The sequence below is a fragment of the Streptacidiphilus sp. MAP12-16 genome (assembly GCF_041262165.1).
Classification (GTDB): Bacteria; Actinomycetota; Actinomycetes; order Streptomycetales; family Streptomycetaceae; genus Streptacidiphilus.
Window position 1 is genome coordinate 258,963 of the sequence record NZ_JBGCBY010000002.1, and the last position, 22,435, is coordinate 281,397.

Genomic DNA, 22,435 nt, shown 5'->3' on the forward strand with positions numbered 1-22,435 from the left:
CCTGGTGCGGACCCTGAGTTACCGTCAGACAGTCTCGACTGCAACCGGGTCCGAGTCCGAGTCCGACGGCGCGCCAGCAGCGGCGGCGGTGAAGTCCGCCAGGTCGACGCCACCCTCCTTGGTGTCGGAGTTGGCGAAGACGAAGGACTCGATCGGCACGCCCCGTTCCTCGCTCAGCGCCGCGACCAGCTCCTGGACGACGACGGTCTCCAGGACGACGCGCGCGCTCGACGCCGTCTCGGGCAGTCGCACCACGTTGAGCTGCCCGCCTGGTTCGACCGAGCGGGTCGTGACGAGCAGAGTGACGTGCCCGGCGTCCGAGAGCGAGCGCGCGAGCTCGACCTCCCGGCCGTCGCCGAACACCACATGCAGGGTCTGGCCCGCCGACTCCATCTCGCCGTGCAGGTAGTTCCTGGTGACGCAGGCGGAGGCCGGCATCCGGACCACCTCGCGCAGCAGCAGGGCGCCCTCTTCCGCCGAGGCCCGAGAGGCTCCCGCGGCAACCACGTCGGCGGCCACGCAGCGGGCGGCCGGCACCCGCAGCAGGTCGATCACGCCCACCGCCTGCTCGCGCACGGCGCGGCCCAGTTCTGCGATGCCGTCCCAGGGGTCCTCCGCCGCATCCCTGCCGGTGATCACCCCGGCGATCAGGTCCAGGGCGACGACCGTTGCGGTGAACCCGATCGTGGAGGCGTACGAGTCCGGCTCGTTGCCCAAGTCGACGGTCACCTCTGCGAGTTCGCCCAACGGGGACGGCACCACGTTCAGCACGGCAACCCGCGGGACCGCGTTGGCCTCCTTGAAGGCCGCGATGGTCTCCGAGCTGCGGCCGCCCTGCGACACCCCGATCAGCACGTCGACGTCGAAGCCGGTCGTCCCCTGCGTGATCTCGCTGGCGAGCACCCGTTGGGAGGCGACGCCATGGGCGCGCAGCAGGGCGACCGGCACCGCCAGCGCGGCGTACGAGGCCCCTATCCCGGCGAAGAGCGGACGCCGGGCGCGGCGCAGCAGGTCGGCGGGGGCGCCGTCGAGCTGTCTGCGCAGGTGGGTGACGACCCGTTCCAGGGCCTCCGGTTGGTCGGCCTGCCCCGTGAGAAATGAGATCCGCGTGCCGGACATGGTGGTGGTTCCTCTCGTTCGCCCCTGCTACCCGGAACCTAAAGGTATGCAGTGGTACCCATGTGGTCAATAGTGGTATGCAGTGATACCTTTCGATAGCGGATTCGCCTCATGCTGCATTCGACGGCATCTGGTACCTCCCGGCCGTGTGGAATCTGGCAGGCAACCGGCCGGATCCCGCCCGACTCCCGGAGGCCTCGACCGTGCGCGACGACACCGCCTCAGCCCGCGCGCTCCAGCGGAATGCCGGCCCCGAGACCTTGTGGGAGCAGGCCGTCGCCGTGATCCTCGAGGATGTCGAGAAGCGCGGACTCGGCGAGGGAGCCAAACTCCCGCCCGAGCGAGAACTGTGCGCACAACTCGGGATCTCACGCATCACCCTGCGCAAGGCGCTGTCGCACCTCGTGGATCGAGGTGTCGTAGCGGCGTCACACGGCCGCGGCTGGTTTGTCGCCTCCCCGGCGTCATCGCGGGACTGGCCCAACGACCTTGAGTCCTTTACCGCCACCGCCCACCGCAAGCAGATGAGGCCCGGTTCCATCGTGTTGCGACAGGAAGTGCGCCCGGCCTCGCTCGACCAGGCGGACCGGCTCGCCGTCCCGGCCGGCACCCCCGTACTTCACCTCGACCGCGTCCGACTGCTCAACGAGGTGAGGATCGCGGTCGATCGCACGCTGGTACCGGCTGACCTCGCCCCTGGACTCGACCACGTCGATTTCGAAGTCGCCTCGCTGTTCGACGAACTGCGCAGCCGAGGAGTCGAACCGGACCACTCCGAGGCGACCATCGAAGCCCGCATCGCCGACGAGGCCCTCGCCCAGCACCTGCACATCGAGGTTGGCTCCCCCGTCCTGGTGCTCGACCAGGCGATCTACACCCGTGAGCAGCGGCCCATCCTGCTCTCGACTCTCGAGTACAGCGGAGAGCGGTACCGACTCCGCACGACACTCCAATCCCGTTGACACAGAGCGCGCGTAGCGCGTTCCAGCGGCTCGCTGGAGACGGCTTCTCAGTGTGCGAGTTGTGGGTACAGGGCGCCGGGGTCGGCGGAGAGTCCGGCCTTGACCTGGCGGGACAGATCGTCGGCCAGTACCTCGTAGGCGTTCGCCTCGATGCCGGCCAGCGCCTGCTCGGCGACGCTGTGCGGCGAGGTCTTGGGGCCGTCGACGTGCGCCGCCATGTCGGTGTCGACATAGCCGACGTGCAGGCCGGTGACCCCGATGCAGCGGGGCTGCAGGTCCAGACGCAGCGAGTTGGTCTGGGACCAGAACGCGGCCTTGGATGCGCTGTAGGAACCCGCGAGGGCGATCCAGGACAGGACGGAGTGCACGTTGAGCAGATGGCCCCCGCCGTTGGCCTCGATGATCGGGACAAAGGCGCGGGTCGTCTGGAGCGGGCCGTAGAAGTTGGTCTCGAACTCGCGCCGCACCTCCTCCACCGGCGAGGTCAGGAACGAGGCTCCGACAGCCGCGCCGGCGTTGTTGATCAGGATGGTGACGTCGGGCGCCTGCTCGGCGGCGGCTGCCACCGATGCCGGGTCGGTGACCTCCAGCGCCAGTGCGACCGCGTCGGGGTGGGTGACGCTCCTGGGGTCGCGGGCGGTGGCGTAGACCTTCTTGGCGCCGCGGGCGTACAGGGCCTCGACCAGGGCTTTGCCGATACCCCGGCTGCCTCCGGTGACCAGGACGGTCGAACCTGCGATTGCGGTCATGGGTGTTCTCCCGGTGCTGCGGTCGATGCTGAAACCGATCGGTTTCCAGCTCACAGTAAACCGATCGGTTTCCATCGGCAAGCAGCGGCGTAGCCTTATGGGCATGACCTCGACCCCGGGCACCGCGACCGCCAGCACCGCGACCGCCGGCACCGCGACCGCCAACGCTTCGACGACGACGCCCGTGTCTCCCACGGCCCCACCTCGTGAGCGGCTGCTCGACGCCGCGGCGAAGCTCTTCTACCGGGAAGGCGTCAACGTGGGAGTCGAGGCGCTGTGCCGGGCGGCCGGGGTGTCCAAGCGGTCGATGTACCAGTTCTTCACGAGCAAGGACGACGTCCTGGCCGCGAGCCTCGAACGCGCGGCCCCCTCCTACCAGAACCTGATGACCCCCACCGCGGATGACCGGCCGCCGCGTGCCCGGATCCTGCACGTCTTCGAGCAACTGGAGTCCGTGTCGGGGTCACCGGGCTACCAGGGCTGCCCCTTCGTGGCCACCGCGGTCGAGCTCAAGGACCCCGAGCACCCCGCCAGTGTGGTGGCCCGCCACTTCAAGGACGCGCTTACCGGCTTCTTCCGCGAGGAAGCCCAGCGCGCCGGCGCCCCGGACCCCGAACTGCTGGCCCGTCAACTCACCGTCGTCTTCGATGGATCCAGTGCCCGGACTGTCGTGCAGGCCCAACCCCTGGACGGCCTGGCGGTGGCCACGGCCACCGTCCTGCTGGACGCGGCCGGAGTCGCCTGAGGATCGGCTGCCGTCCCCGCGCGTCACGACGCACCGTGAGACTCGCCGTGTGACGTCGTGGATACCCCTGTCTGCGCCCGAGCGGTCTCCTGCCGCGGGTCCGGGCCACGGCACGGCTGCGCAACACAGCAGCCGGCGTCGCGATCAGGCCGCGGACCTCGTCAATGCCTACCGGTGAAACTTCGAGGGCGGTCCGGAGTGTCGGAGCGAGGGCTGATGGAGCCCTGGGTAGCGTCAAATTGCGGAGATTTGTCGGCAATTGAAATGCCGTCAGCGAATTGCTTCCGCTGGTGACGCGGACAGCCAATCTTCCTGTCTGACTATCCCAGCTCCACATCTGGTGAAAGCGAGTCAATACATGGATCGCGACGTTTCCCGGCGCGGACTCCTGGGAGCCGCAGGCTCGGTCGCTGCCGGGGTTTCCATCGGTGCGCTCGGGGTGGTGCCCGCCCGGGCGGAACCCGCTGTCTCGCTGCCGGCCGACCCGATCGACCCCGGAGACCTGCGCGTCTTCCCGGGAGACGGACGGTACGAAACCCTCAGTCAGGGATTCAATCAGCGGTGGACGAGCGAGCCGCGCTACATTCAGCTGATCACCAGCGACGCGGACGCGGTATCCGCAGTACGTGAAGCTCTCCGGCGAGACCTACGGCCCACGGTACGCGGCGGCGGCCACTGCTACGAGGACTTCGTGGAGAACACCGGTGGTGCGATTCTCGACATGAGCACCATGAAAGGCGTATTCCGCACGAAGGACAAGTACGGCCGGACCGCCTACTGCGTGGAGTCGGGCGCCACCATCTGGGACATGTACACCGAACTCTTCCGCAGGTACGGCGTGACGGTCCCGGCCGGGTCCTGCTACTCCGTGGGTGTGGGCGGCCACATCTGCGGCGGTGGGTACGGAGTACTCAGTCGGCGCGACGGACTGACCGTCGACTACCTGGTTCAGGTGGATGTCGTCACGGTCAAGGACGGCCGGGTCGAGGTGACCAGCGCGCACCGGTCGGACCCTGGGGGCTCGGACACCGCGAACCTGTTCTGGGCGCACACCGGCGGCGGCGGAGGGAACTTCGGCGTCGTCATGCGCTACTACTTCGCCGAGACCCTGCCGAGGCCCCCGGCGCGGGTCTGGCTCAGCAGCATCGCCTGGCCCTGGGCCGAGATCCTGAAGAAGCCGGACGACTTCACCAGGCTTCTGACGAACTTCGGCGAGTTCTTCGCCGCGCACAGCGGTCCGGACGAGCAGGTCTACCAGGACCTGTTCAGCATCCTGAAGCTCACCCACAAGACGAATGGCAACATCGCCCTGTCCAGCCACTGGTTCGGCGAGGACACCGGCCCGCTCGACGCATTCCTCCAAGCGATGGAGGCCGGTCTGACCACTCCGGCGAACGTCCAGACGGCGCCCGGCCTGTTCCTGCCCTCTCCGGGCCTGCCCTCTCCGGAGCGGCGCCGCCAGATGCCCTGGTTCCAGGAGACGATGACGGTCAACGGCTCGGGCCCCAACCAGCGCGGCAAGTACAAGTCCGCGTACCATCGCAAGCCCTTCTCGGACCAGAACATCGCGGGCATCTGGACCTGGCTGACCACCGACGCCCCGGGGGTGGACCTGACCCAGACCCTGGTCCAGGTCGACTCGTACGGATGTCGCACCAACGCCGTCGATCCGTGTGCCACAGCCGTTCCGCAGCGAGACTCCATCATGAAGCTGCAGTACCAGACGTACTGGACCATTCCCGCCCAGGACGCGGCCCATCTGGAATTCATCAAGGGCTTCTACCAGGGCGTCTACGAGGAGACGGGCGGCGTACCGGAGATCAGTGAGGCGGCCCACGACCTCGGGACTGATGGCGCTTTCGTCAACTACCCGGACGTCGACCTCGGAATCGCGACGGATCCGGCGCCGCTGTATCCCCGGCTCTATTACAAGGCGAACTACCCGCGGCTCCAGTTGGCGAAGCACATCTGGGATCCGCAGAACCGCTTCCACCACAAGCAGTCCATCGTGGTGCCCAACTGACCCCAGTTGAGCCCAACTGACCCCGACGCAGCTGACCCGCCGCCGTCAGTCACGTGGTCCCGACGGTGCGTAGCACCGCGAGTACCAGTACGCGGGTCGCTTCGATGACGTCCGCGAGCGAGACGTGTTCCTGCGGGCTGTGAGCCAGGCGCACGTCGCCCGGTCCAAAATGAAGGGCGGGTATGCCGGCTGCGGTGTAGAGCCTCAGGTCGCTTCCATAGGGCGCGCCGCGCTCGCGCAGCCGGGGGCCACCGCCTGTGACATCGGCGTGCGCATCCTGGATGAGCTCACGCAAGGGATGGCCGGTCTGCAGTCGGCCGCTGGCGAACTGCCCCCCGGACCAGGTCACGACCGCCGGATGCTCCCGCAACCATGGGTCGCCCGCGCAGGCTTCGGCCACGCAGGCGTTGAATGCGGCGCGGGCGGCCTGTGGATCCTCGTCGAGCTTGACCCCCAGTCTGCCTTCGGCGACCAGCAGGTCCGGGACGCTGCTGGCCCAGTCGCCGGCCCGGAGGGTGCCGACGGACAGCGCATACGGGATCGGGTACTCCGCCATCAGCGGGTCGGGATCGACGTTGCGCAGGGTCTCCAGCCCGATCAGAGCCTGGTGGATCGGCCCGTAGGCGTCGATGGCGTTGACCCCGGCGTCGCGGGTGCTGGCGTGCGCGGCCCGGCCGGGCACGTCGATACGGAAGGTCAGCGCGCCAGCGTTCGCGGTTACCAGCGTTCCGCCGGTCGGTTCGGTGATGATGCAGGAATCACCGGTGTGCCCGCGCTGGAGCGTGCCGAAGGATCCAAGCCCGCCGTCCTCCTCACCGACGACGCAGTGCACCGCTATCCGGCCGCGCAGCCTCGCTCCGCTCGCACGGACCGCGGCCAGGGCGGCGAGGTTGGCCACGAGCCCGGCCTTCATGTCGCAGGCGCCACGGCCGTGGACGACGTCCCCCACCACCCTCGGTACGAACGGATCGCCGTCCCACTGCGACGGGTCGCCTGCCGGCACCACATCCACGTGGCCCTGCAGGATCATTGTCGGCCCGTCGGCACTGTCCGGAGTGGTGGCCACCAGGCCCCACGCCTCCTCGCGTGGTGCCTCACTGCCCGGAAAGCGGGGGTCGGCGCGCAGCGCGGGCAGATCCATCGACCACAGATCGACCTCGAGCCCGAGCCGGTCGAGGTGCCGGGCGAGCCGGTGTTGCAATTCGGACTCCGCGGCGCTCCCGGTCACGCTCGGGACCGCGAGCAGGTCGAGCAGCATCGTGCCTATGGCGGACTCGTCGATCGCCGCCAGTGCGGACGACTCCTCGGCACTGAGCACGGAGGTCATCGTGGTCCTTCCTGTCGGGTCGAGGCCGTGGAGCCATTCCCAGATGCTAGGGTCGGTCAGCAGCGCAATCAATTGCTATTTCTTGCTGATCTGCATTGATTTCCTGCGTGTATCAATCGGCCCCGGTGATTTCTTGCGCCGATACGAGGTGCGGCAGTTTGGCGGAGGCTGAGCATGGACAGCATCGACGAAGGCATCATCCGTTGTGTTCTCCGCAACGCTCGGAGTACCTACGCGGAGATCGGGGCTGCGGCTGGGCTGTCCGCGCCCGCCGCCAAGCGGCGACTCGACCGCCTCGTCGCCAGTGGTGCCATCCACGGATTCACTGCGGTCATCGACACCCAGACGCTGGGCTGGCAGACCGAGGCCTTCGTCGAGGTCTACTGCAAGGACAACCCTTCCCCCGCGGACCTGCGGCAGGGCCTGGAGCAGATTCCCGAAGTCGTCGAGGCGTACACGGTCTCCGGCGCCGCGGACGCCATCGTGCACATGCTGGCAAGGGACATCCCGCACCTGGAACAGGCGATTCAGCGGGTTCGCGAGGTCCCCGCGATCGACCGCACCGAAAGCGTCATCGTGCTGTCCCGGCTGATCAAACGGCCGAGCATGTGGCGCGAGAGGGAGTCGGCGGGGGACCGGAGTCAGTCCTAGCCGGCCGATTACCCCCACCGGGGCCGGCCGCTGAACCGAGGCAAGAGTGTGTGTGGCCGACGCTAGTTGGGCCCTACCCCGTACGCGGAGCGGGCGCGGACCACGTACGGCCGGGAGACGATGGTGATGGCGACGGAGACTGCGGCGATGGCGGTGATCGCGGTGCCGGGGGCGAACTGCTGGGCGGTGCCGCCGGCGATCGCGGCGCCGAGGCCCTGCCAGGTCATCCGGCCGGCGGACTCAACGCCCTGGACCTGGCCACGGACCGGGTCGGGTGTCAGGTCGAGAAGCTGCTCCTGCAGGGGCAGAGTGGCGGCGAACCCGATACTGGCAGCGAACACCGCGGCTGCCGCGACCAGGACGGGCGGGTGGATCGCAAACAGCAGGTAAGGGGCAGCGAGCAGCAGCCGCAGGGCGAAGGCGTAACGGCGTCGCTGGTCGGTGGTGAGCAGCCGGCCGACGGTCAGGTCCCCGAGCAGCATGCCCGCCGATCCGGCGGCCAGGAGGATGCCGGCATGGCCCGGGTCGTAGGAGAGGAACAGAGCCTCGCAGCCGACTATCAGACCATTGGGGACCCACAGGTTCAGCAGTAGCGCCCGCTGGCCGGAGTGGGAGAAGAGCGCGAGGTTCGTCGTCCAGGTCTGGCGCAGTCCGGGGCGAGCGGTGAGACGGATCGAGTGTTCTCGAATGGTGGTCGTCACCACGGCAAGCGCGAGCCCGGTCAGGCCTGCGGCGACGATGAAGACCCCTTGCGGGCTCAGGACCCGCAGCAGCACGGCGCTGATGGCGTAGCCGAGGATCGCCATGCCACCCGAGGTGATGTTCATCAGTGAACGTGCCAGCGCATACACGGATGTCGGCACAACCTCGGAGAGCAACCCCATCCGCGTTCCGGTCCCGAGCGACTGGAAGAACCCCAGCACCAGCAGCAAGCCGAACCGGGCAGCCAACGTCAGCCCCGGGATCGCCTGGGCCGTAACACCCACCAGGGAGACGAACTGGAGCGCGACGATGGTCCGGCGAGGACGGTTCCCGTCCGCGACCGACATCAGCGTCAACGCACCGAGCACCGTCGCGAACGTGGCACCGTACATGCTCACGGCCGTCAGGAACGGCGAGCCGGTCTGGTGGTTGACGAGTGTGCTGAGTGCGAACCCCGACAAGGTGCTCGCGCCGACCGTCAACGTGAAGCTGGCGTACAGGCCGGCGAACTCGCTGTTACGGAGCAGGTCGCGATAACTGGCGGTGATGGCAGGGGCGGTGGGCGCGGACGTGTCAGAAGGCATGAAAAAAGCCTCCAGACGCACGCACGGGGCACGCCGAAGGCCAACGCGTTCATTCTAGCAGTCGGCCCAGACCTGACGTCGGCCGGTAGCCCCGGATGCCGTCAGGGACCGGTCGCCCCGAGCCCAGCTGTCCGGTCCGCCCGGCCGGGGGCGCGTGTTCCGCCGCAAAGGAGCGGGCCCGGGAACGTAGCCAGTTCCCGAGCCCTGAGTTTGCCGCCCATACTGTGCACGCCGGCACGTTAAAGGGTGCGGATCAGTCTCATGTCGTCGTGTTCTACCATTGAACTACCGTTGCATGGGGTGGTGCTGAGAGCGCAACGGGCTGGATTTGAACCAGCATCCGACGGCCAGGCCCGCGCCCGGTCGATCCGGCGATCGGCGGCGAATGCTGAAGCTGGAGCAAGAGTCTGAGATTGATCGCGGGTGCCTCTGCCTGCTTGGGCTACCCGGGCGCGTGGTGCCCGGGGGAGGAGTCGAACCTCCACTTTTCCCGCGTTCGTCACGACAAGCCTCAGTTTCAGCTTGCGCTCCTCGCGCACCCGTCGCTCGACGGCGACGGGATTCCATGACACTAGCCGAAAAGGTAGCCGAAGACCGCGTCACCGACGCGCTCGTCTTCGATCTCGGTCCCGTTGGCTTCCTCGCGCGCGTACTTGACGGCCTGTTGGAGTCTCTCGACGCGCTCGGTGAGCTGGTTGACCCGCCGGGCCGGGAGTGCTCCGGAGAACTTCACGGTCGTCCAGTAGCCGACCGGAATGTCCTCGTAGTAGACCTCGACCTGGGCCGGGTGCTTTTCGGTGGCCTCGGCCTTGACGTGGTTGCGCGGCACCTTCTTGGTGCGGATGGTGCGGACCGTCTCGGTCTTCCACCAGTCCGTCGAAGGGTCCTGCGACCACGACTCCGCAGCGTCGAGTACCGGGAGCTTGCGGACGAAGGTGTACAGGTCGACGAGCTGCTTCTCCAGGAAGAGCAGGTAGGACACGGGCACGTCGCGCAACAGCACCCGTCCCTCGACGGTGATGTCGGCGCGGGCCGTGCAGTTCGCCCAGTCCTTGGTGGCGGTGACGTCGAACAGGCGAGTGAGGGCGGTTGCCGTGTCACGCAGCACGTCCTCGGCCTGGAGCTGCACCCGAGTGGACTCGGGCGGCAGTTGTTCGCCCTCTTCGTCCTTGGGCTGGTAGGTCCGGGAGATTCCGGTGAGCAACGCCGGCTTCTGGACGTCCTGGTGAGCACTCGTCAGTTCCTGCTGAGCCTTGGCCTTGACGCCCTTTTCGACTGCGATGATCTGGTTGAGTTTCGCCACAGACGACACGTTAGCAGCATCCTTGAACGTGAGTTCGAACAATATTCGGCACAGGGTGGGGGAGCGACTCGCTCTCGGTGCTCGGCGAGTGTGCTGCACCGACGCTCAGCCCCGGGCGAGTGCGGGGCGGACGCGTGTGCTTACTCTTCTCGGGCTGATGCAGGAGTGGTTCGCGAACAGGCCGCCCGGGAGCACGACCAAGGAGTGACCGTGACCACGCCGCAACGGGCGCGTGCCGTAGTTGTTCCGCAGGCGCCCGCTCTGCCCGACCGCCGGCTGCCCGACTACCGGCGCATGGCGCCGGCCGCCCGACGGGCACGCAACGCCCGACGGGTACTGGCCCTTCCGTTTTGGGTGCTGCTTCCGCTGAGCGTCACGGCCCAGCTCGCCTCGTTCGTCTCGTCCAGCACCTGGGTGACCGCCGCGCAGATCCTTGCGCCTCTGCTGCTTGTGCCGATCTCGGTGCTCCGGGCGGTCCTGACGGGGATCTTCCTGCGCCAGACCGGAACCAGGGCTGGTCCCGGAACCGGGCCCAGACGGGTCGGAGTCGGCTGCTTCGCGGCCTTCGGCCTGGCGCTCGGCACGCTTCTGCTGATGTTCGCGACGGACACATTCGCCCCGCTCGTGGTCGCGACGGCGAGTGCCACCGCCACTGTGGCCGAGTGTCATCGTGACCAGGGCCAGGGCCACCATCCGCTGGTCTGCACCGGCAGTTGGACCGCGGACGGGATCGCCGTCCACGACGGCCACTTGCCGCTGACCGCGACGCCGGGAAGCAAGGTCATGATCAGGGTCCGTACCGACGATCCCTACTGGGCCTATGCCCCGCTCACTGCGGGACGCGTCACGGCGGGCGCGCTGCTCGGCCTGTTCGGCCTGGGCCTCGCCTCGGCGGCGGCGTTCGGGTTGGTCACGCACAACCTCAACGTCAACCGCCTGTTGCGCGCCGCTCGCGACGGCGCGGACGCGGTGGTGCCGGTGCCGGGGCCGGGGTCGATTCCGTGAGTGATCCTGTTTCAGTGTTGTGCGACCTGGCGCGCGCTGGTGGTGGTGGCATGTTCCGGTAGGGCTGCTCTGGTCAGGGTGGTCGCGGTGTGGACGGCGCTGGAGATGGCGTCTTCGGGGCCCAGTCCGCACAGGTCGGTCAGGGTGAACAGGGCTTCGGCGCTGATGACGACGGCGAGGTCGTTCTTCAGCTGTGCCAGGGCGGCGGGGGCGGTGGCACCGAGGGTGTCGGCCAGGGGGGCGAGTGCCTGGTCGATCAGGCCGAAGCGCAGGGCGGGCCGGGCGGTGGTGGTCGCGGGGCGAGTGATGGTGGCTGCGATCATGGCTCGGGTCGCGCCCTGGTACGCGAGGACGAGGCGTAGCAGGTGCTCGGTCGCGGCGGCGACGCGCTCGACCGGGTCGGAAGAGTCCGCGACGGCTTCGAGCGCCTGGTCCGGGGTGGGCCACTGCCCGGCCATCGCCTCCTGCAGCAGGCTGGCCAGGTCGGGGAAGTAGCGATAGGCCGTGGCCTCGGACACCAGGGCGGCCTTGGCGACCTCCGGCATGCTCACCTCGCGGCCGGTCCGCATCAGTTCGACCGCCGCCTGCAGGATCGCGGCGTGGGTGCGCAGTTTCTGGTTGGTGCGGCCGGTCGTGTTCTGCGGTCTCATCGGTTCGACCTTCGGCATGAGGCAATAGCAAGTCAGCTCTGATGATGAGAGTCTACTTGCATAATTTTGCGCAGGCTGCCCCTGCCTCGGTCCCTGCCTCAGCCCCGGCCTCGATCCCGAGTGGGACCGTGCTGGGGCTGCGTCAACCGAGTGGTCTCACCGGCCGTGCCGGGGTTGCCAGTTGCCTCCAGCGTTCGGCGAGCAGACCGAACAGCAGGTCGTCGGTCCACTCGCCCTTGATCCAGGTGTTCGCGGGGCGCCGCCCCTCCTGCTGGAAACCCACCCGCTCCAGGAGCCGTGCGGAGTCCAGATTGCGGGCGTCGCACTCCGCGGACAGACGGTGCAGGCCGCGCCGCTCGAAGAGGTCCCGCAGCACTTCGCGCACCGCCTCGGTGGCATACCCGCGCCCCTGCCGCTCCGAAGCGAGTGTGAAGCCCAACTCGGCCTGCATCCCGTTCTCGTGCAGATTCACACCCAGGTCACCCACCAGGCAGCCGTCGGTCCTGAGCTCGACCGCGTACTGGAACCACCCGGGCTGCCCGGGGTCTCCACCGGCGAACTCCCGCACAAGAGCGGCCGCGGACTCCGGCGACACCGGTGCGGTCCACCCCTGATAGCGGGCGACCGCCGGGTTCGAGCGATACGCGGCGAACGCAGCCGTGTCCTCCGACCGGAAGTGGCGGAGCCGGAGTCGGGCAGTCTCGAGCAGCATGGGCCGAGCATCCCAGCCGTGCCGCGCCGCCTCGAACGGATTGTCCACCGGCCTGTCGATCAGGAACGGCACACGCGCTGTACGAGGTCCTGCCAGCCCTGTGCGATCCGCTCCTCGCTCCGGGTGGCGGCTTCGGTGAGCTCGGCGGCCGACAGGTAGAGCAGAAGCGGGCCGTCGAGGGCGGCGGTGAGCTGGACGGCCAGCATGTCGAGGTCGGCGGCGCCGAGGTGCATCTGCCCGAGCAGCATGCGGATGTGCATCTGGGACAGGGGGGTCTCTGCTCCTGCTGGTACAGGTTGGCTGCCGTCGAGGGCGGCGCGGGCGATCTCGCGGTGACCTACCAGGAATCCGACCCGGGCCCGGCCGTAGGCGATCAGACGGTCCAGTGGCGTAGCGCCCGGGCCCAGCGGCGGCAGCCCGCCGAGTACCTGCTCCTGGAAGGCCCGCTCGTCGTGGTCCAGCAGCGCCTGGAAGATCCCCGCGCGGGTGCCGAACCGGCGGAACACCGTCCCCTTGCCCAGGTCTGCCCGTTCGGCCAGCGCGTCCATGGTCAGCCTGTCCGCGCCCTGCTCGGAGAGCATCTCCCGTGCCGTGGCCAGCAGATGCAGCCGATTGCGTACGGCGTCGGCGCGCTCGGCGCGCGGCGCTCCCACGGGCAAGACGGTTCGGTCCACGGGCCTCACTCTACCGACCCGGAATACTAAGCGGGGTAAAGTCCGTTTGTGCTTTCCATGCGGCGACACCGCCGACATGCGACCGGGACCGTCCCGGGCGAGCGCGCTGAACTGGAGAAACCCTGATGAGCCTGTTCCGTCTGGACGCCAGCATCCTGCCCGGCACCTCGGCCGGCGCCGAGCTCGCCGACCTGCTGGAAGCGGAGTGGACCGCCGCTCGCCCCGGTGAGCCGGTCGTCCGCCGCAATTTGGGCACCGACCCGCTGCCGGCCGACGCCTGGACGCTCGCGACCACCGCCGGCTTCACGCCCGAAGGCGAGCGCACCCAGGCCCAGCGCGACGCCTTGGCCCTTGCCGCCGATCTGGCGGCGGAGCTCACCGACGCCAATGCCGTCCTGCTGGCGGTCCCGCTCTACAACTTCGGCGTCTCCCAGCACTTCAAGACCTGGATCGACCTTGTCGTCGCCGGAGCCGGACCGGCCGCCGCCGGCCTGCTCAAGGACAAGCCCACCGCGCTGGTCACCGTCCGCGGCGGCGGCTACGGACCCGGCACGCCCCGCGAGGGCTGGGACCACTCCACCCCCTACCTGCGGCGCATCCTCGGCGACTACTGGCAGGCCGACCTGACGGTCATCGAGCGCGAACTCACGCTCGCCGCCATCAACCCCGCCTTGGAAGGCCTCAAGGACGTGGCCGCCCAACTGCACACCGAAGCCAAGGCCGCCGCCCGCGACACCGGCCGCATCCTGGCCGCCGAATAGCCGGCGAAACCCGCCGAACGAAAGGCATATCCCGGCGTTCACGCCGGAGACGAGGAGCTAGCGATGAACACCAAGGACATCGAGTTCGGGCTGGACTCGTTCGGGGAGGTGAGTAACGAGTCGTCCGGGCGCCTGCTGAGCGACGCCGAGACCGTGCGCCTGATGATCGACGAAGCGGTGCTCGCTGAAGCGGTCGGGATCGACTCGTACAACATCGGCGAGCACTACCGGCCCCAGCACGTCGATTCGGCGGGTCACGTGATCCTCGCGGCGATCGCCGGCCGAACCGAACGCATCCGACTCGGCACGTCCGTGACGGTGCTGAGCACCCAGGACCCGGTGAGGCTGTACACCGAGTTCGCGACCCTCGACGCGGTGTCGAACGGCCGTGCACAACTCATCGTCGGCCGGGCCTCCTCGACGGAGTCGTTCCCGCTGTTCGGGTTCGATCTGGCCGACTACGAGACGCTCTTCGAGGAGAAACTCGACCTCCTCACGCGTCTGCTCCGGGATCAGCCCGTCACCTGGTCCGGCACCGTCCGGCCCCCGCTCACCGACCAGCACGTCCACCCGGCGGTAGCGCCCGGCGGCATCCCCACCTGGGTCGGCGTCGGCGGCACCCCACAGTCGGTGATCAGGGCTGCCCGCTACGGCCTGCCGCTGATGCTGGCCATCATCGGCGGGCGCCCAACCCGGTTCGCACCCTACGTCGACCTGTACAAGCGCGCTCTCGACCAGTTCGGGCACTCGCCGCTGCCGGTCGGTATGCACTCGCTCGGATTCGTGGCCAGGACGGACGAGGAGGCCCGGTCGGCCTACTGGCCGCAGTGGAACGCGGTCATGGACATGGCCTCGCGGGAGCGAGGGTTCTCGCCGCCGTCCGCCCGCCAGTACGAGGCGGAGATCGCCGAGGGAGCGCTCTTCGTCGGGTCGCCGGAGACGGTCGCGGCGAAGATCGCCGCGAGCATCCGTGCCCTGGGTCTGAGCCGCTTCGATCTCAAGTACGACATCGGACGGCTTCAGCGGGAGCTCCGGGCGGCGTCGATCGAACTGTACGGCCGCGAGGTGATTCCCCGGGTTCGGGAACTGCTCGAGGAACCGACGGTTCAGCCGGTTCCGTCCGATCAGCGCGTGGAGGCGGCGAAGCGAGCGGGTTCCCGTGACTAGCGCTCAGACCGGTGATCTGCGCCTGGGCATCGTCGGCGCCGGCAAGGTGGGCACAACCATCGCCCGCGCGGCGATCTCGGCCGGGTACGACGTCGCCATGTCGGGGTCAGGAGACGCCGAAGGCATCGCGCTGACCCTCGACGTGCTCGCCCCCGGCGCCCGCGCCGCCTCGACCGACGAGGTCGTGCGTCACGCAGGCCTCGTCGTCCTGGCCGTACCCACACACCGGTTCCGTGAGCTACCTCGCGATCTCTTCGCCGACAAGATCCTCATCGACGCCATGAACTACTGGGAACCGATCGACGGCGTCGACGAGGAACTCGCCGCGGCGCCGGCCGGTACGAGCGTTGTCGTCCAGGAGCGGTTCCGGTCGGCGCGCGTGGTCAAGAGCCTCAATCAGCTCGGCTACCACGAGTTCGAAGAGGGCAGGCGTCCGCGCGGAGCGCCGGACCGCATCGCGATCGCTGCGGTCGGCGATGACCGCGCCGCGGTACTCGCGGTCATGCAGCTCATCGATCGACTCGGATTCGACGCTGTCGACGCCGGGCCGCTCAAAGCGGGCCCGGCCCTGGAGCCAGGCGGATCCGTATTCGGAGTCGCCTGCAGTGCCGGCGAGCTGTCCAGTCTGCTCTCGCCCGATGCGTCGTCGCGACCATACGGAGGTGTCGACGGTGTGGTCGACCTCCAGCAGGCCGTTGGCGGCGGACGCAAGTCTCCGGCCATGGCGGCACTGGGAGCGAGTGGTTGACCTGGGGCCCGACGGGCCGGGCCGACAGGCGGCACCGGTCACGGCGGTCCATGCTGGTCTGGACGCGTCCTTCGGTCGTTGACCCAGCGCAGCGCTCGCGGCTTCGTGGGCACCGAGTCCGAGGAGTACGAATGGCCACCACAGTCGCGGATGTCATCGTCGCCACGCTCAGGGCATCCGGCGTGCAGCGCGTCTACGGCCTGCCGGGGGACTCGCTGAACGGATTCACCGATGCCCTGCGCCGCGACGGGGAGATCATGTGGGCGCATGTGCGACACGAGGAGGCAGCCGCTCTCGCGGCCGCGGGCGAGGCGGGTGTGACCGGGCAGCTCGCGGTCGTGGCAGGCAGCTGCGGGCCCGGGAACCTGCACCTGATCAACGGCCTGTTCGACGCGCAGCGCAGCCGCGTACCGGTGCTCGTGATCGCCGCGCACATTCCCCGTGAGGAGATCGGGGGCGGTTACTTCCAGGAGACGCACCCGCAGGAGCTCTTCCGCGAGTGCAGCGTGTACTGCGAGATGGTGAGCGTCCCCGAGCAGCTGCCCCGGCTGCTGGAGATCGCGATGCGTACGGCCGTCGAGCGCCGCGGCGTGTCCGTGCTGGCCATTCCCGGCGAGCTGTTCCTCGCCGACGCACCCTCCCGGGGCCCGATCCACGGCGTGACCAAGGCCGGCTGCATCATCAGGCCCGACAACAGTTCGCTCGCCCGCGCGGCGGACGTGCTCAACGCGGCCAGCCGGGTGACGATCCTGGCCGGCGCCGGTTGCGAGGGTGCGCACGACGAGGCGATCGCGCTGGCGGCCGCACTGAAGGCCCCCATCGTGACCACCCTGCGGGGTCTGGGCTTTCTCGGATACGACAACCCGTACGACGTCGGCCTGACCGGACTGATCGGCTTCAGCTCCGGGTACCGGGCGATGGAGCACTGCGACGCGCTGCTGATGCTCGGCACCGACTTTCCCTACCGGCCGTTCTATCCGCAGGGCGTCCCCGTGGTGCAGGTGGACATCCGCGGCGAGCAGATCGGGCGGCGCACACCGGTCGACGTGCCGCTGGTCGGAACGGTGAAGGACACCGGCGAAGCGCTGCTGCCCCTGCTCAAACCGAAGTCGGATTCCGAGCACCTGGACCGGATGGTCGGCCACTACCGCCGGGCCCGTGCCCGTCTGGACCGACTGGCCGAAGCCAAGCCCACGGACTCCCCGCTGCACCCCCAGACCGTCGCCGCAGCGATCGACGAGCTGGCCGCTCAGGACGCGGCATTCACCGCGGACGTCGGCACACCGACCGTATGGGCGGCGCGCTATCTGCGGATGAACGGACAGCGGCAGCTGATCGGGTCGTTCAACCACGGCACGATGGCCAATGCGCTGCCGCACGCCATCGGGATCCAGGCCAGCCATCCGGACCGCCAGGTGATCGCGCTTTCCGGCGACGGGGGCCTGGCCATGCTGCTCGGCGAGCTGATCACACTGCGTCAGCTCAACCTGCCGGTGAAGCTGGTGGTCTTCAACAACTCGGCGCTCTCCTTCGTCGAGTTGGAGATGAAGGCAGCCGGTTTCGTCAACTACGGCACTCAGCTCGACAACCCGGACCTGAGCGAGGTAGCACGCGCCGTGGGGCTCTTCGGCGCCCGAGTGGAGCGCGCCGACCAGCTCGACGACGCCCTGCGAGCAGCGTTCGCCCACAACGGACCCGCCCTGGTGGACGTCCTGACGGCCCGACAAGAACTGTCACTGCCCCCGAAGATCACATATGAGCAGGTCAAGGGGTTCACCTTGTTCGCCACCCGCACGATCCTGTCCGGCCGCGGCAATGAGCTCGTGGAGCTGGCCAAGACCAACCTGCGGGAACTCAGCTTGGAGTGACGTGGCGAGGCAGCCGTGCGCTGCGCCTGGCGCGGCGGAGGCCGGACAGGGGGGAGCGGGCGCAAGGGTGTTGGCGAGATGAGCGGCTGTGGCGGGGGCGGCCGCCCCGGACTCGCCGCCCCGGATGGCCTGGTGGACTGCCAGGGGGCGGCGTGCGGGCGACGAGGTCAGCGTTTGCGCAGCCGCAGGGAGGTCCAGCTCGCGTCGGCCGTCCAGCCTCCGTCGACCGGTAGGGCGATGCCGTTCACGAAGCCGCTGCGCGCTGGGTCGGCGAGGAAGGCGACGGCCTGAGCGATATCCCCAGGGGCGGCGAAACGCGCCATGGGCACCCGCTCCACGATGTCCGAGTCCGTGTAGCCGCCGGACGCCTGGTCCGCGGCGTCCATCTCGGTCTTCACCCAGCCCGGGCACACGGCGTTGACCCGGATCCCGCGACCGCCCCACTCCGCGGCCAGGGTCCGGGTGAGACCGATCAGGCCGTGCTTGCTCGCGTTGTACGCGGCCCGGTCGGCGACCCCGTGCAGCCCCGCGATCGAAGCGATGTTGACGATCGAGCCACTGCCCGCCTCGAGCATCATCCTCCCCAGGGCCCGGCAGAGCAGGAACGGGCCGGTGAGGTTGACCTCCAGGACTCGCCGCCACTGCTCGACGGAGGTCGCCTCGGCCGGGGTCAGCAGCGAGACGCCCGCGTTGTTGACCAGGACGTCGACCCGGCCGAACTGCTTGTGCACTCCCTCGGCGAGCGCATCCGCGTAGGCCTCCGAGGCGATGTCGCCGACCACCGCGACCGACTCCGCCCCCATGCCCCGCACGGCCGCCAGCGTCTCCACCGGTTCCTTGATGTCGGCCAGGACCAGCGCGTAGCCCTCACCAGCGAGAGCCTCGGCGATCTGGCGGCCGATGCCCTGCGCGGCACCGGTCACCACAGCGACCGGAACCTGTACCCCTTGCTCCGAACTCATGTCCATGGGCACAGCCTCACCCGAAAGCAGGCGTCAGGGAAAGCGGATGTGTCCGCGCCGAGAGGCACGGGCAGGTGTACCGGAGGAACGCGTGTCCGCCCTCGGCCGCCGCCAGGTCGAGTGGTTCGTCTGCAAACTCACCCGCACCATTGGGAAAAGCTCGTCGTTGGACCAGGCATGAGGCAATCAACGAACGGTGGCCCGCGGGCCGATGCCGTGGGGAGCTGAGCCGGTCCTGGGCACGACCGTCCGTAAGAGATTCCAGCTGTGGAGAGAGCGGGTCATGAGCGAGACGAACAGCAGCGGCGCCGCCGAACGCACCGGCCGCGCCTCCCGGCCCCGCCGGGCGGTGGTGCTGGGCGGCGGCATGGCCGGAATACTGGCCGCAGCCGTGCTCACGGACCATGCCGACGAAGTGGTGGTCGTCGATCGGGACCTGCTGCCTGACCAGGCCCGGCCGCGCAAGGGGCTGCCGCAGGCCCGCCACGCCCACCTGTTGATGTCCGGTGGCGCGCGGGCTGTCGAGACGCTTCTGCCCGGCATCATCGAGCGTTGGGCGGGCGCGGGTGCGCATCGGATCGCACTGCCGACAGGCATGGTGGTGCTGACGCAGGTCGGCTGGATGCCCCGCTGGCCCGAGATGCAGTTCGCCATGGCGTGCACCCGCGATCTGCTCGATCTGGTCGTCCGCGGACAGGTGCTGGCCCGCCCTCGTATCACGCTGTCCGAGGGGACCGAAGCCGTCGCGCTCCTCGGCGACCCGGGCCGGGTCACCGGCGTACGGGTCCGCAGGCAGGGGGCGGACGGCTCTGAGCGGCTCGAAGCAGATCTCGTCGTCGACGCCTCGGGTCGGGGCTCCCAGGCCGCACGCCGGCTGACGGAACTCGGACTGCCTGCCGTCTCGGAGGAGACCGTCGACTCGGGGACGGTCTACGCCAGCCAGGTCTTCCGGGCGCCCTCCGGCACCGAGGATTTCCCGCTCGTCAGCGTCCTTCCCCATTCCGCCACGCCCCGCCCGGGGCAGGGCGCGACGCTGGTCCCGATCGAGAACGGCCGCTGGCTGGTCACCCTCTCCGGAACCCGCGGGGGTGAACCCACGCGGAACCCTGCGGACTTCGAACCGTTCGCGCGCGGCCTCGGCGATCAGATCGTCGCCGACCTGATCGCTCGCGCGGAGCCCCTCACCGAGGTTCACTTCACCCGCAGCACCGTCAACCGCCGCCGTTTCTTCGAGCGCCTGCCTTCCTGGCCGGACGGGTTCATCTCCATGGGCGATGCCGTCGCCACCTACAACCCGGTGTACGGGCAGGGCATGTCCGTGGCCGCCCAGAGCGCCGCCGCGCTGCGCGAGGTCCTGCGGGAGCGGGACCTGGGGTCCCCGGGCCTGGCCCGGCGCGTCCAGCAGTCGATCGGTCGTGCGGCCGGAGGCGCCTGGGATCTGGCCACGGGCGAGGACATCAACTTCCCCGGCGCCATCGGCGCGCGGCCGTCGGTCGCCGCCCAGTTGCTGCGCGGCTACTTCCAGCGGCTCAGGCTGGTCGCCACGACGAACCCCGTGGTGACGCGGGCTCTGATGGATGTCACCACGCTGTCCGCCCCGATGACCACCATGGTCAGGCCCGAAGTGGTGCTCCGCGTACTACGTGGCCCGGGACGGGTGGCGGCGCGAGCCGGGGCGCCGATCACCACCGCGGAGCTGGCGTTGTGCGGGCTGACACCGAGATCCAGAAGTGAGGCAGGGCCCTGACCGGCCTCGGCGGCCCTGGGGTGCGTCAGCTACGCGCATCGGACTCCGGCCGGCCGTCAGACGTTTCGCCGGGCAGCCGGAGTCCGATGGCGGGTCCCTGTGTCGTCGACGCCGGTGCGGCGTCGGGTGCGTACGGCGAATGCGCCCGTGCCGACCGCGGCCGTGCCCACCGCCCAGCACAGGCCCAGGGCGAGGAAGCGCCAGGGCAGCAGGTGCAGCCCCGCAGCGGTGACGGCGGACTGCATCGCACCGTAGGTCGGCAGGTAACGCAGGGCGGGGCTGTCGGCCACCGGGTTGGCGATCGGGTTCTGCACGCCCACGTCGATGAAGCTGACCATGATGACCAGGAACATCCCGGCGAGCTCGCTGCGCAGCACGGCGGCGAGCATGATGCCGACGCCTCCGTAGATCAGCGCACCGACGAACAACGCGGCGGCGAGCAGGCCCGTTTCCTCGGGCTGCCAGAACGCCCGCACCCACGCGGTGGCGTAGGCGGCGACCGCAGCCGCGGTGGCCAGCAGCGCGGTGTACTTGGCCAGCACCAGGCACAGTCGCGGATAGCCGGCCATCACCAGCCGGTGGTCAAAGTCGGCGGACTGGGAGGTGGCGAGGAACATCATGAAGCCGACGATCAGTGCCAGGGCGTGCAATGCACCCGAGAGCTGAGTGAGGACGTTCCCGTCGAGGGTCATGCTGCGGTCGGCCGCTCGCACGAAGAAGCGCACCGGGGTCTGAGCGGTCACGTTGTAGGCCAGCGAGAGCCACAACGGGACGAAGAAGACCACCAGCACCAGTGCCAGGCGGTTGCGCAGTTGCTCGAGGAGCGCGAAGCGCAGCGCGGTGCCGAAGCACAACCAACCCCGCCTCATGCGCCACCCGTACGGGCGTCGACGCCGACCGGCTCCGCCTTCAGCGTCCCGCCGTCCAATCGGTACACCGCGTCCAGGCGTTCGGTGTCATAGGCCAGGTGGGAGACCACCAGCACCGAGCGGCCGCGGTCACGCAACTCTTCGGCGACCTCCCAGAAGCGCAGGTACATCTCCCAGTCGAACCCCTGGTACGGCTCGTCCAGAAGGAGTACCTGGGGGTCGTGCATGAGGGCGACGGTCAGGTTCAGTTTCTGTCGCGTTCCGCCGCTGAGCGTTCCCAGACGGGCGTGCCGGTACCTGGAGAAGCGGAGCGTCTCCAGCAGCTCCAACGCCCGGTCCAGGCCGGCAAGGCCGTAGGCGACCTGGAAGTAGCGCAGATGCTGGTCGACGGTGAAGGCTTGGTGCAGGACCGCGTTCTGCGGGCAGTAGCCCAGCTGTCCTCGGCACTCGACCCTCCCGCTGTCCGAGGCCAGTTCGCCCACCAGGATCCGTAGCAGCGTGCTCTTTCCGGAGCCGTTCTCCCCGACGATGCCGACCAGGCGACCGGCGGACAGATCCAGGCTCGCTCCGCGCAGCACCGGGCGCCGCCGGTAGCTCTTGTGCACGTCACGCATGCGCAGAACAGGGTCGTTCTCCGGCATCCTCCACCGCCTCCAGAGCCATGCCTGCCCTAACGAGCCTGGAGGCCGGCCGTAGCGTTGCCGACGCCCGCGTCACTTGATCGGGTGAGGCTACGGGGCCCAGCCGTTGAGGGTCGCGGAGGCCGTGGGCAGGGCGGCGAGGTAGGCGCGGCAGCGGGGGCGGGCCTGGTCGAGGGCGAAGCTCTGAGCGGCTTGGAGGCCCTTGCTGAGGGCGACCGGGCGGGTGGTCGGGACCAGCGCGCGGACGATCGTGTACTCGCCGTCGGAGAGGCCCATCTCCTGGTAGTCGAGGCCCTCATCGCCGCCGGGGGAGAGCAGTTGGCGGGTCCAGTACGCCACCGAGACGGCGCAGTCGCCGACCGGGTCGGCGGCGGTGCTCCTCGGGCTGCCGCCGGCGGCGCAGCCCGCCAGCAGAATCAGCGGGAGCGCTACCAGTGCGGTGGCCGGGCGGTGGGATGGCATTCGG

Annotated in this window: 22 protein-coding genes; 10 read left to right on the forward strand and 12 right to left on the reverse strand. The window is 69.3% G+C overall.

What is annotated here, in order from left to right:
- Window positions 1-24: 24 nt before the first annotated feature.
- Window positions 25-1,119 (reverse strand): SIS domain-containing protein, encoded by a 1,095-nt coding sequence (locus ABIA33_RS03155; RefSeq protein ID WP_370076650.1) that lies wholly within the window; start codon window positions 1,117-1,119, stop codon window positions 25-27.
- Window positions 1,120-1,322: 203 nt separating this feature from the next.
- On the opposite strand from ABIA33_RS03155, the gene ABIA33_RS03160 reads away from it, so the two are divergent.
- Window positions 1,323-2,081, forward strand: a complete 759-nt coding sequence (locus ABIA33_RS03160) for a GntR family transcriptional regulator (protein WP_370076652.1) — start codon at window positions 1,323-1,325, stop codon at window positions 2,079-2,081.
- A gap of 47 nt (window positions 2,082-2,128) precedes the next feature.
- On the opposite strand, the gene ABIA33_RS03165 is transcribed toward ABIA33_RS03160, so the two are convergent.
- Window positions 2,129-2,830: an SDR family oxidoreductase gene (locus ABIA33_RS03165; RefSeq protein WP_370076654.1), complete on the reverse strand. Its 702-nt coding sequence runs from the start codon at window positions 2,828-2,830 to the stop codon at window positions 2,129-2,131.
- Window positions 2,831-2,933: 103 nt separating this feature from the next.
- On the opposite strand from ABIA33_RS03165, the gene ABIA33_RS03170 reads away from it, so the two are divergent.
- Together ABIA33_RS03170 and ABIA33_RS03175 are read left to right on the forward strand one after the other, a co-directional pair.
- Window positions 2,934-3,575 (forward strand): TetR/AcrR family transcriptional regulator, encoded by a 642-nt coding sequence (locus ABIA33_RS03170; RefSeq protein WP_370076656.1) that lies wholly within the window; start codon window positions 2,934-2,936, stop codon window positions 3,573-3,575.
- 358 nt (window positions 3,576-3,933) lie between these two features.
- Entirely contained in the window at window positions 3,934-5,598 is a 1,665-nt protein-coding gene (locus ABIA33_RS03175; protein WP_370076658.1) for an FAD-binding oxidoreductase, read from the forward strand.
- A gap of 49 nt (window positions 5,599-5,647) precedes the next feature.
- Here the strand turns inward: ABIA33_RS03175 and ABIA33_RS03180 are convergent, their stop codons facing one another.
- Window positions 5,648-6,925 carry an ArgE/DapE family deacylase gene (locus ABIA33_RS03180; protein WP_370076660.1) on the reverse strand — a complete coding sequence of 426 codons (1,278 nt, stop codon included), beginning with the start codon at window positions 6,923-6,925 and terminating at the stop codon, window positions 5,648-5,650.
- Between the two features lie 174 nt (window positions 6,926-7,099).
- Between ABIA33_RS03180 and ABIA33_RS03185 the strand changes: the two genes are divergently transcribed.
- Window positions 7,100-7,576, forward strand: a complete 477-nt coding sequence (locus ABIA33_RS03185) for an Lrp/AsnC family transcriptional regulator (RefSeq protein ID WP_370076662.1) — start codon at window positions 7,100-7,102, stop codon at window positions 7,574-7,576.
- Between the two features lie 62 nt (window positions 7,577-7,638).
- Here ABIA33_RS03185 and ABIA33_RS03190 read toward each other — a convergent pair whose 3' ends face one another.
- Together ABIA33_RS03190 and ABIA33_RS03195 are read right to left on the reverse strand one after the other, a co-directional pair.
- Window positions 7,639-8,862, reverse strand: coding sequence for a hypothetical protein (locus ABIA33_RS03190; protein ID WP_370076664.1), 1,224 nt, complete (start codon window positions 8,860-8,862; stop codon window positions 7,639-7,641).
- Between the two features lie 571 nt (window positions 8,863-9,433).
- Window positions 9,434-10,165 carry a hypothetical protein gene (locus ABIA33_RS03195; RefSeq protein ID WP_370076666.1) on the reverse strand — a complete coding sequence of 244 codons (732 nt, stop codon included), beginning with the start codon at window positions 10,163-10,165 and terminating at the stop codon, window positions 9,434-9,436.
- Between the two features lie 210 nt (window positions 10,166-10,375).
- Here ABIA33_RS03195 and ABIA33_RS03200 point away from each other — a divergent pair, with 210 nt between their 5' ends.
- Window positions 10,376-11,170, forward strand: coding sequence for a hypothetical protein (locus tag ABIA33_RS03200; protein WP_370076668.1), 795 nt, complete (start codon window positions 10,376-10,378; stop codon window positions 11,168-11,170).
- An 11-nt stretch (window positions 11,171-11,181) separates the two neighbouring features.
- Here ABIA33_RS03200 and ABIA33_RS03205 read toward each other — a convergent pair whose 3' ends face one another.
- The 3 genes from ABIA33_RS03205 to ABIA33_RS03215 form a co-directional block, all read right to left on the reverse strand.
- The gene (locus ABIA33_RS03205; RefSeq protein WP_370076670.1) at window positions 11,182-11,820 is read right to left on the reverse strand and encodes a TetR/AcrR family transcriptional regulator; all 639 of its coding nucleotides are present in this window, start codon (window positions 11,818-11,820) and stop codon (window positions 11,182-11,184) included.
- A gap of 142 nt (window positions 11,821-11,962) precedes the next feature.
- Complete coding sequence (locus tag ABIA33_RS03210; RefSeq protein ID WP_370076672.1) at window positions 11,963-12,532, reverse strand: GNAT family N-acetyltransferase; 570 nt, start codon at window positions 12,530-12,532, stop codon at window positions 11,963-11,965.
- A 59-nt stretch (window positions 12,533-12,591) separates the two neighbouring features.
- Window positions 12,592-13,206, reverse strand: coding sequence for a TetR/AcrR family transcriptional regulator (locus tag ABIA33_RS03215; protein WP_370076674.1), 615 nt, complete (start codon window positions 13,204-13,206; stop codon window positions 12,592-12,594).
- A gap of 125 nt (window positions 13,207-13,331) precedes the next feature.
- On the opposite strand from ABIA33_RS03215, the gene ABIA33_RS03220 reads away from it, so the two are divergent.
- From ABIA33_RS03220 to poxB, 4 genes are all read left to right on the forward strand, one after another.
- Window positions 13,332-13,967: an FMN-dependent NADH-azoreductase gene (locus ABIA33_RS03220; protein WP_370076677.1), complete on the forward strand. Its 636-nt coding sequence runs from the start codon at window positions 13,332-13,334 to the stop codon at window positions 13,965-13,967.
- A 63-nt stretch (window positions 13,968-14,030) separates the two neighbouring features.
- The gene (locus tag ABIA33_RS03225) at window positions 14,031-15,134 is read left to right on the forward strand and encodes an LLM class flavin-dependent oxidoreductase (protein WP_370076679.1); all 1,104 of its coding nucleotides are present in this window, start codon (window positions 14,031-14,033) and stop codon (window positions 15,132-15,134) included.
- Window positions 15,127-15,882 carry an NADPH-dependent F420 reductase gene (locus tag ABIA33_RS03230; RefSeq protein ID WP_370076681.1) on the forward strand — a complete coding sequence of 252 codons (756 nt, stop codon included), beginning with the start codon at window positions 15,127-15,129 and terminating at the stop codon, window positions 15,880-15,882. The genes ABIA33_RS03225 and ABIA33_RS03230 overlap by 8 nt, the downstream gene beginning before the upstream one ends.
- Before the next feature lie 131 nt (window positions 15,883-16,013).
- Window positions 16,014-17,750, forward strand: a complete 1,737-nt coding sequence (gene poxB, locus ABIA33_RS03235; protein ID WP_370076684.1) for a ubiquinone-dependent pyruvate dehydrogenase — start codon at window positions 16,014-16,016, stop codon at window positions 17,748-17,750.
- A gap of 167 nt (window positions 17,751-17,917) precedes the next feature.
- Here poxB and ABIA33_RS03240 read toward each other — a convergent pair whose 3' ends face one another.
- Window positions 17,918-18,718, reverse strand: coding sequence for an SDR family NAD(P)-dependent oxidoreductase (locus ABIA33_RS03240; RefSeq protein WP_370076685.1), 801 nt, complete (start codon window positions 18,716-18,718; stop codon window positions 17,918-17,920).
- Between the two features lie 277 nt (window positions 18,719-18,995).
- On the opposite strand from ABIA33_RS03240, the gene ABIA33_RS03245 reads away from it, so the two are divergent.
- Complete coding sequence (locus ABIA33_RS03245) at window positions 18,996-20,459, forward strand: FAD-dependent monooxygenase (protein ID WP_370076687.1); 1,464 nt, start codon at window positions 18,996-18,998, stop codon at window positions 20,457-20,459.
- A 56-nt stretch (window positions 20,460-20,515) separates the two neighbouring features.
- Here ABIA33_RS03245 and ABIA33_RS03250 read toward each other — a convergent pair whose 3' ends face one another.
- From ABIA33_RS03250 to ABIA33_RS03260, 3 genes are all read right to left on the reverse strand, one after another.
- Window positions 20,516-21,313 carry an ABC transporter permease gene (locus ABIA33_RS03250; RefSeq protein WP_370076689.1) on the reverse strand — a complete coding sequence of 266 codons (798 nt, stop codon included), beginning with the start codon at window positions 21,311-21,313 and terminating at the stop codon, window positions 20,516-20,518.
- A gap of 11 nt (window positions 21,314-21,324) precedes the next feature.
- The gene (locus ABIA33_RS03255; RefSeq protein ID WP_370076691.1) at window positions 21,325-21,969 is read right to left on the reverse strand and encodes an ABC transporter ATP-binding protein; all 645 of its coding nucleotides are present in this window, start codon (window positions 21,967-21,969) and stop codon (window positions 21,325-21,327) included.
- Between the two features lie 90 nt (window positions 21,970-22,059).
- The gene (locus tag ABIA33_RS03260) at window positions 22,060-22,431 is read right to left on the reverse strand and encodes a hypothetical protein (RefSeq protein ID WP_370076693.1); all 372 of its coding nucleotides are present in this window, start codon (window positions 22,429-22,431) and stop codon (window positions 22,060-22,062) included.
- Window positions 22,432-22,435 lie beyond the last annotated feature (4 nt).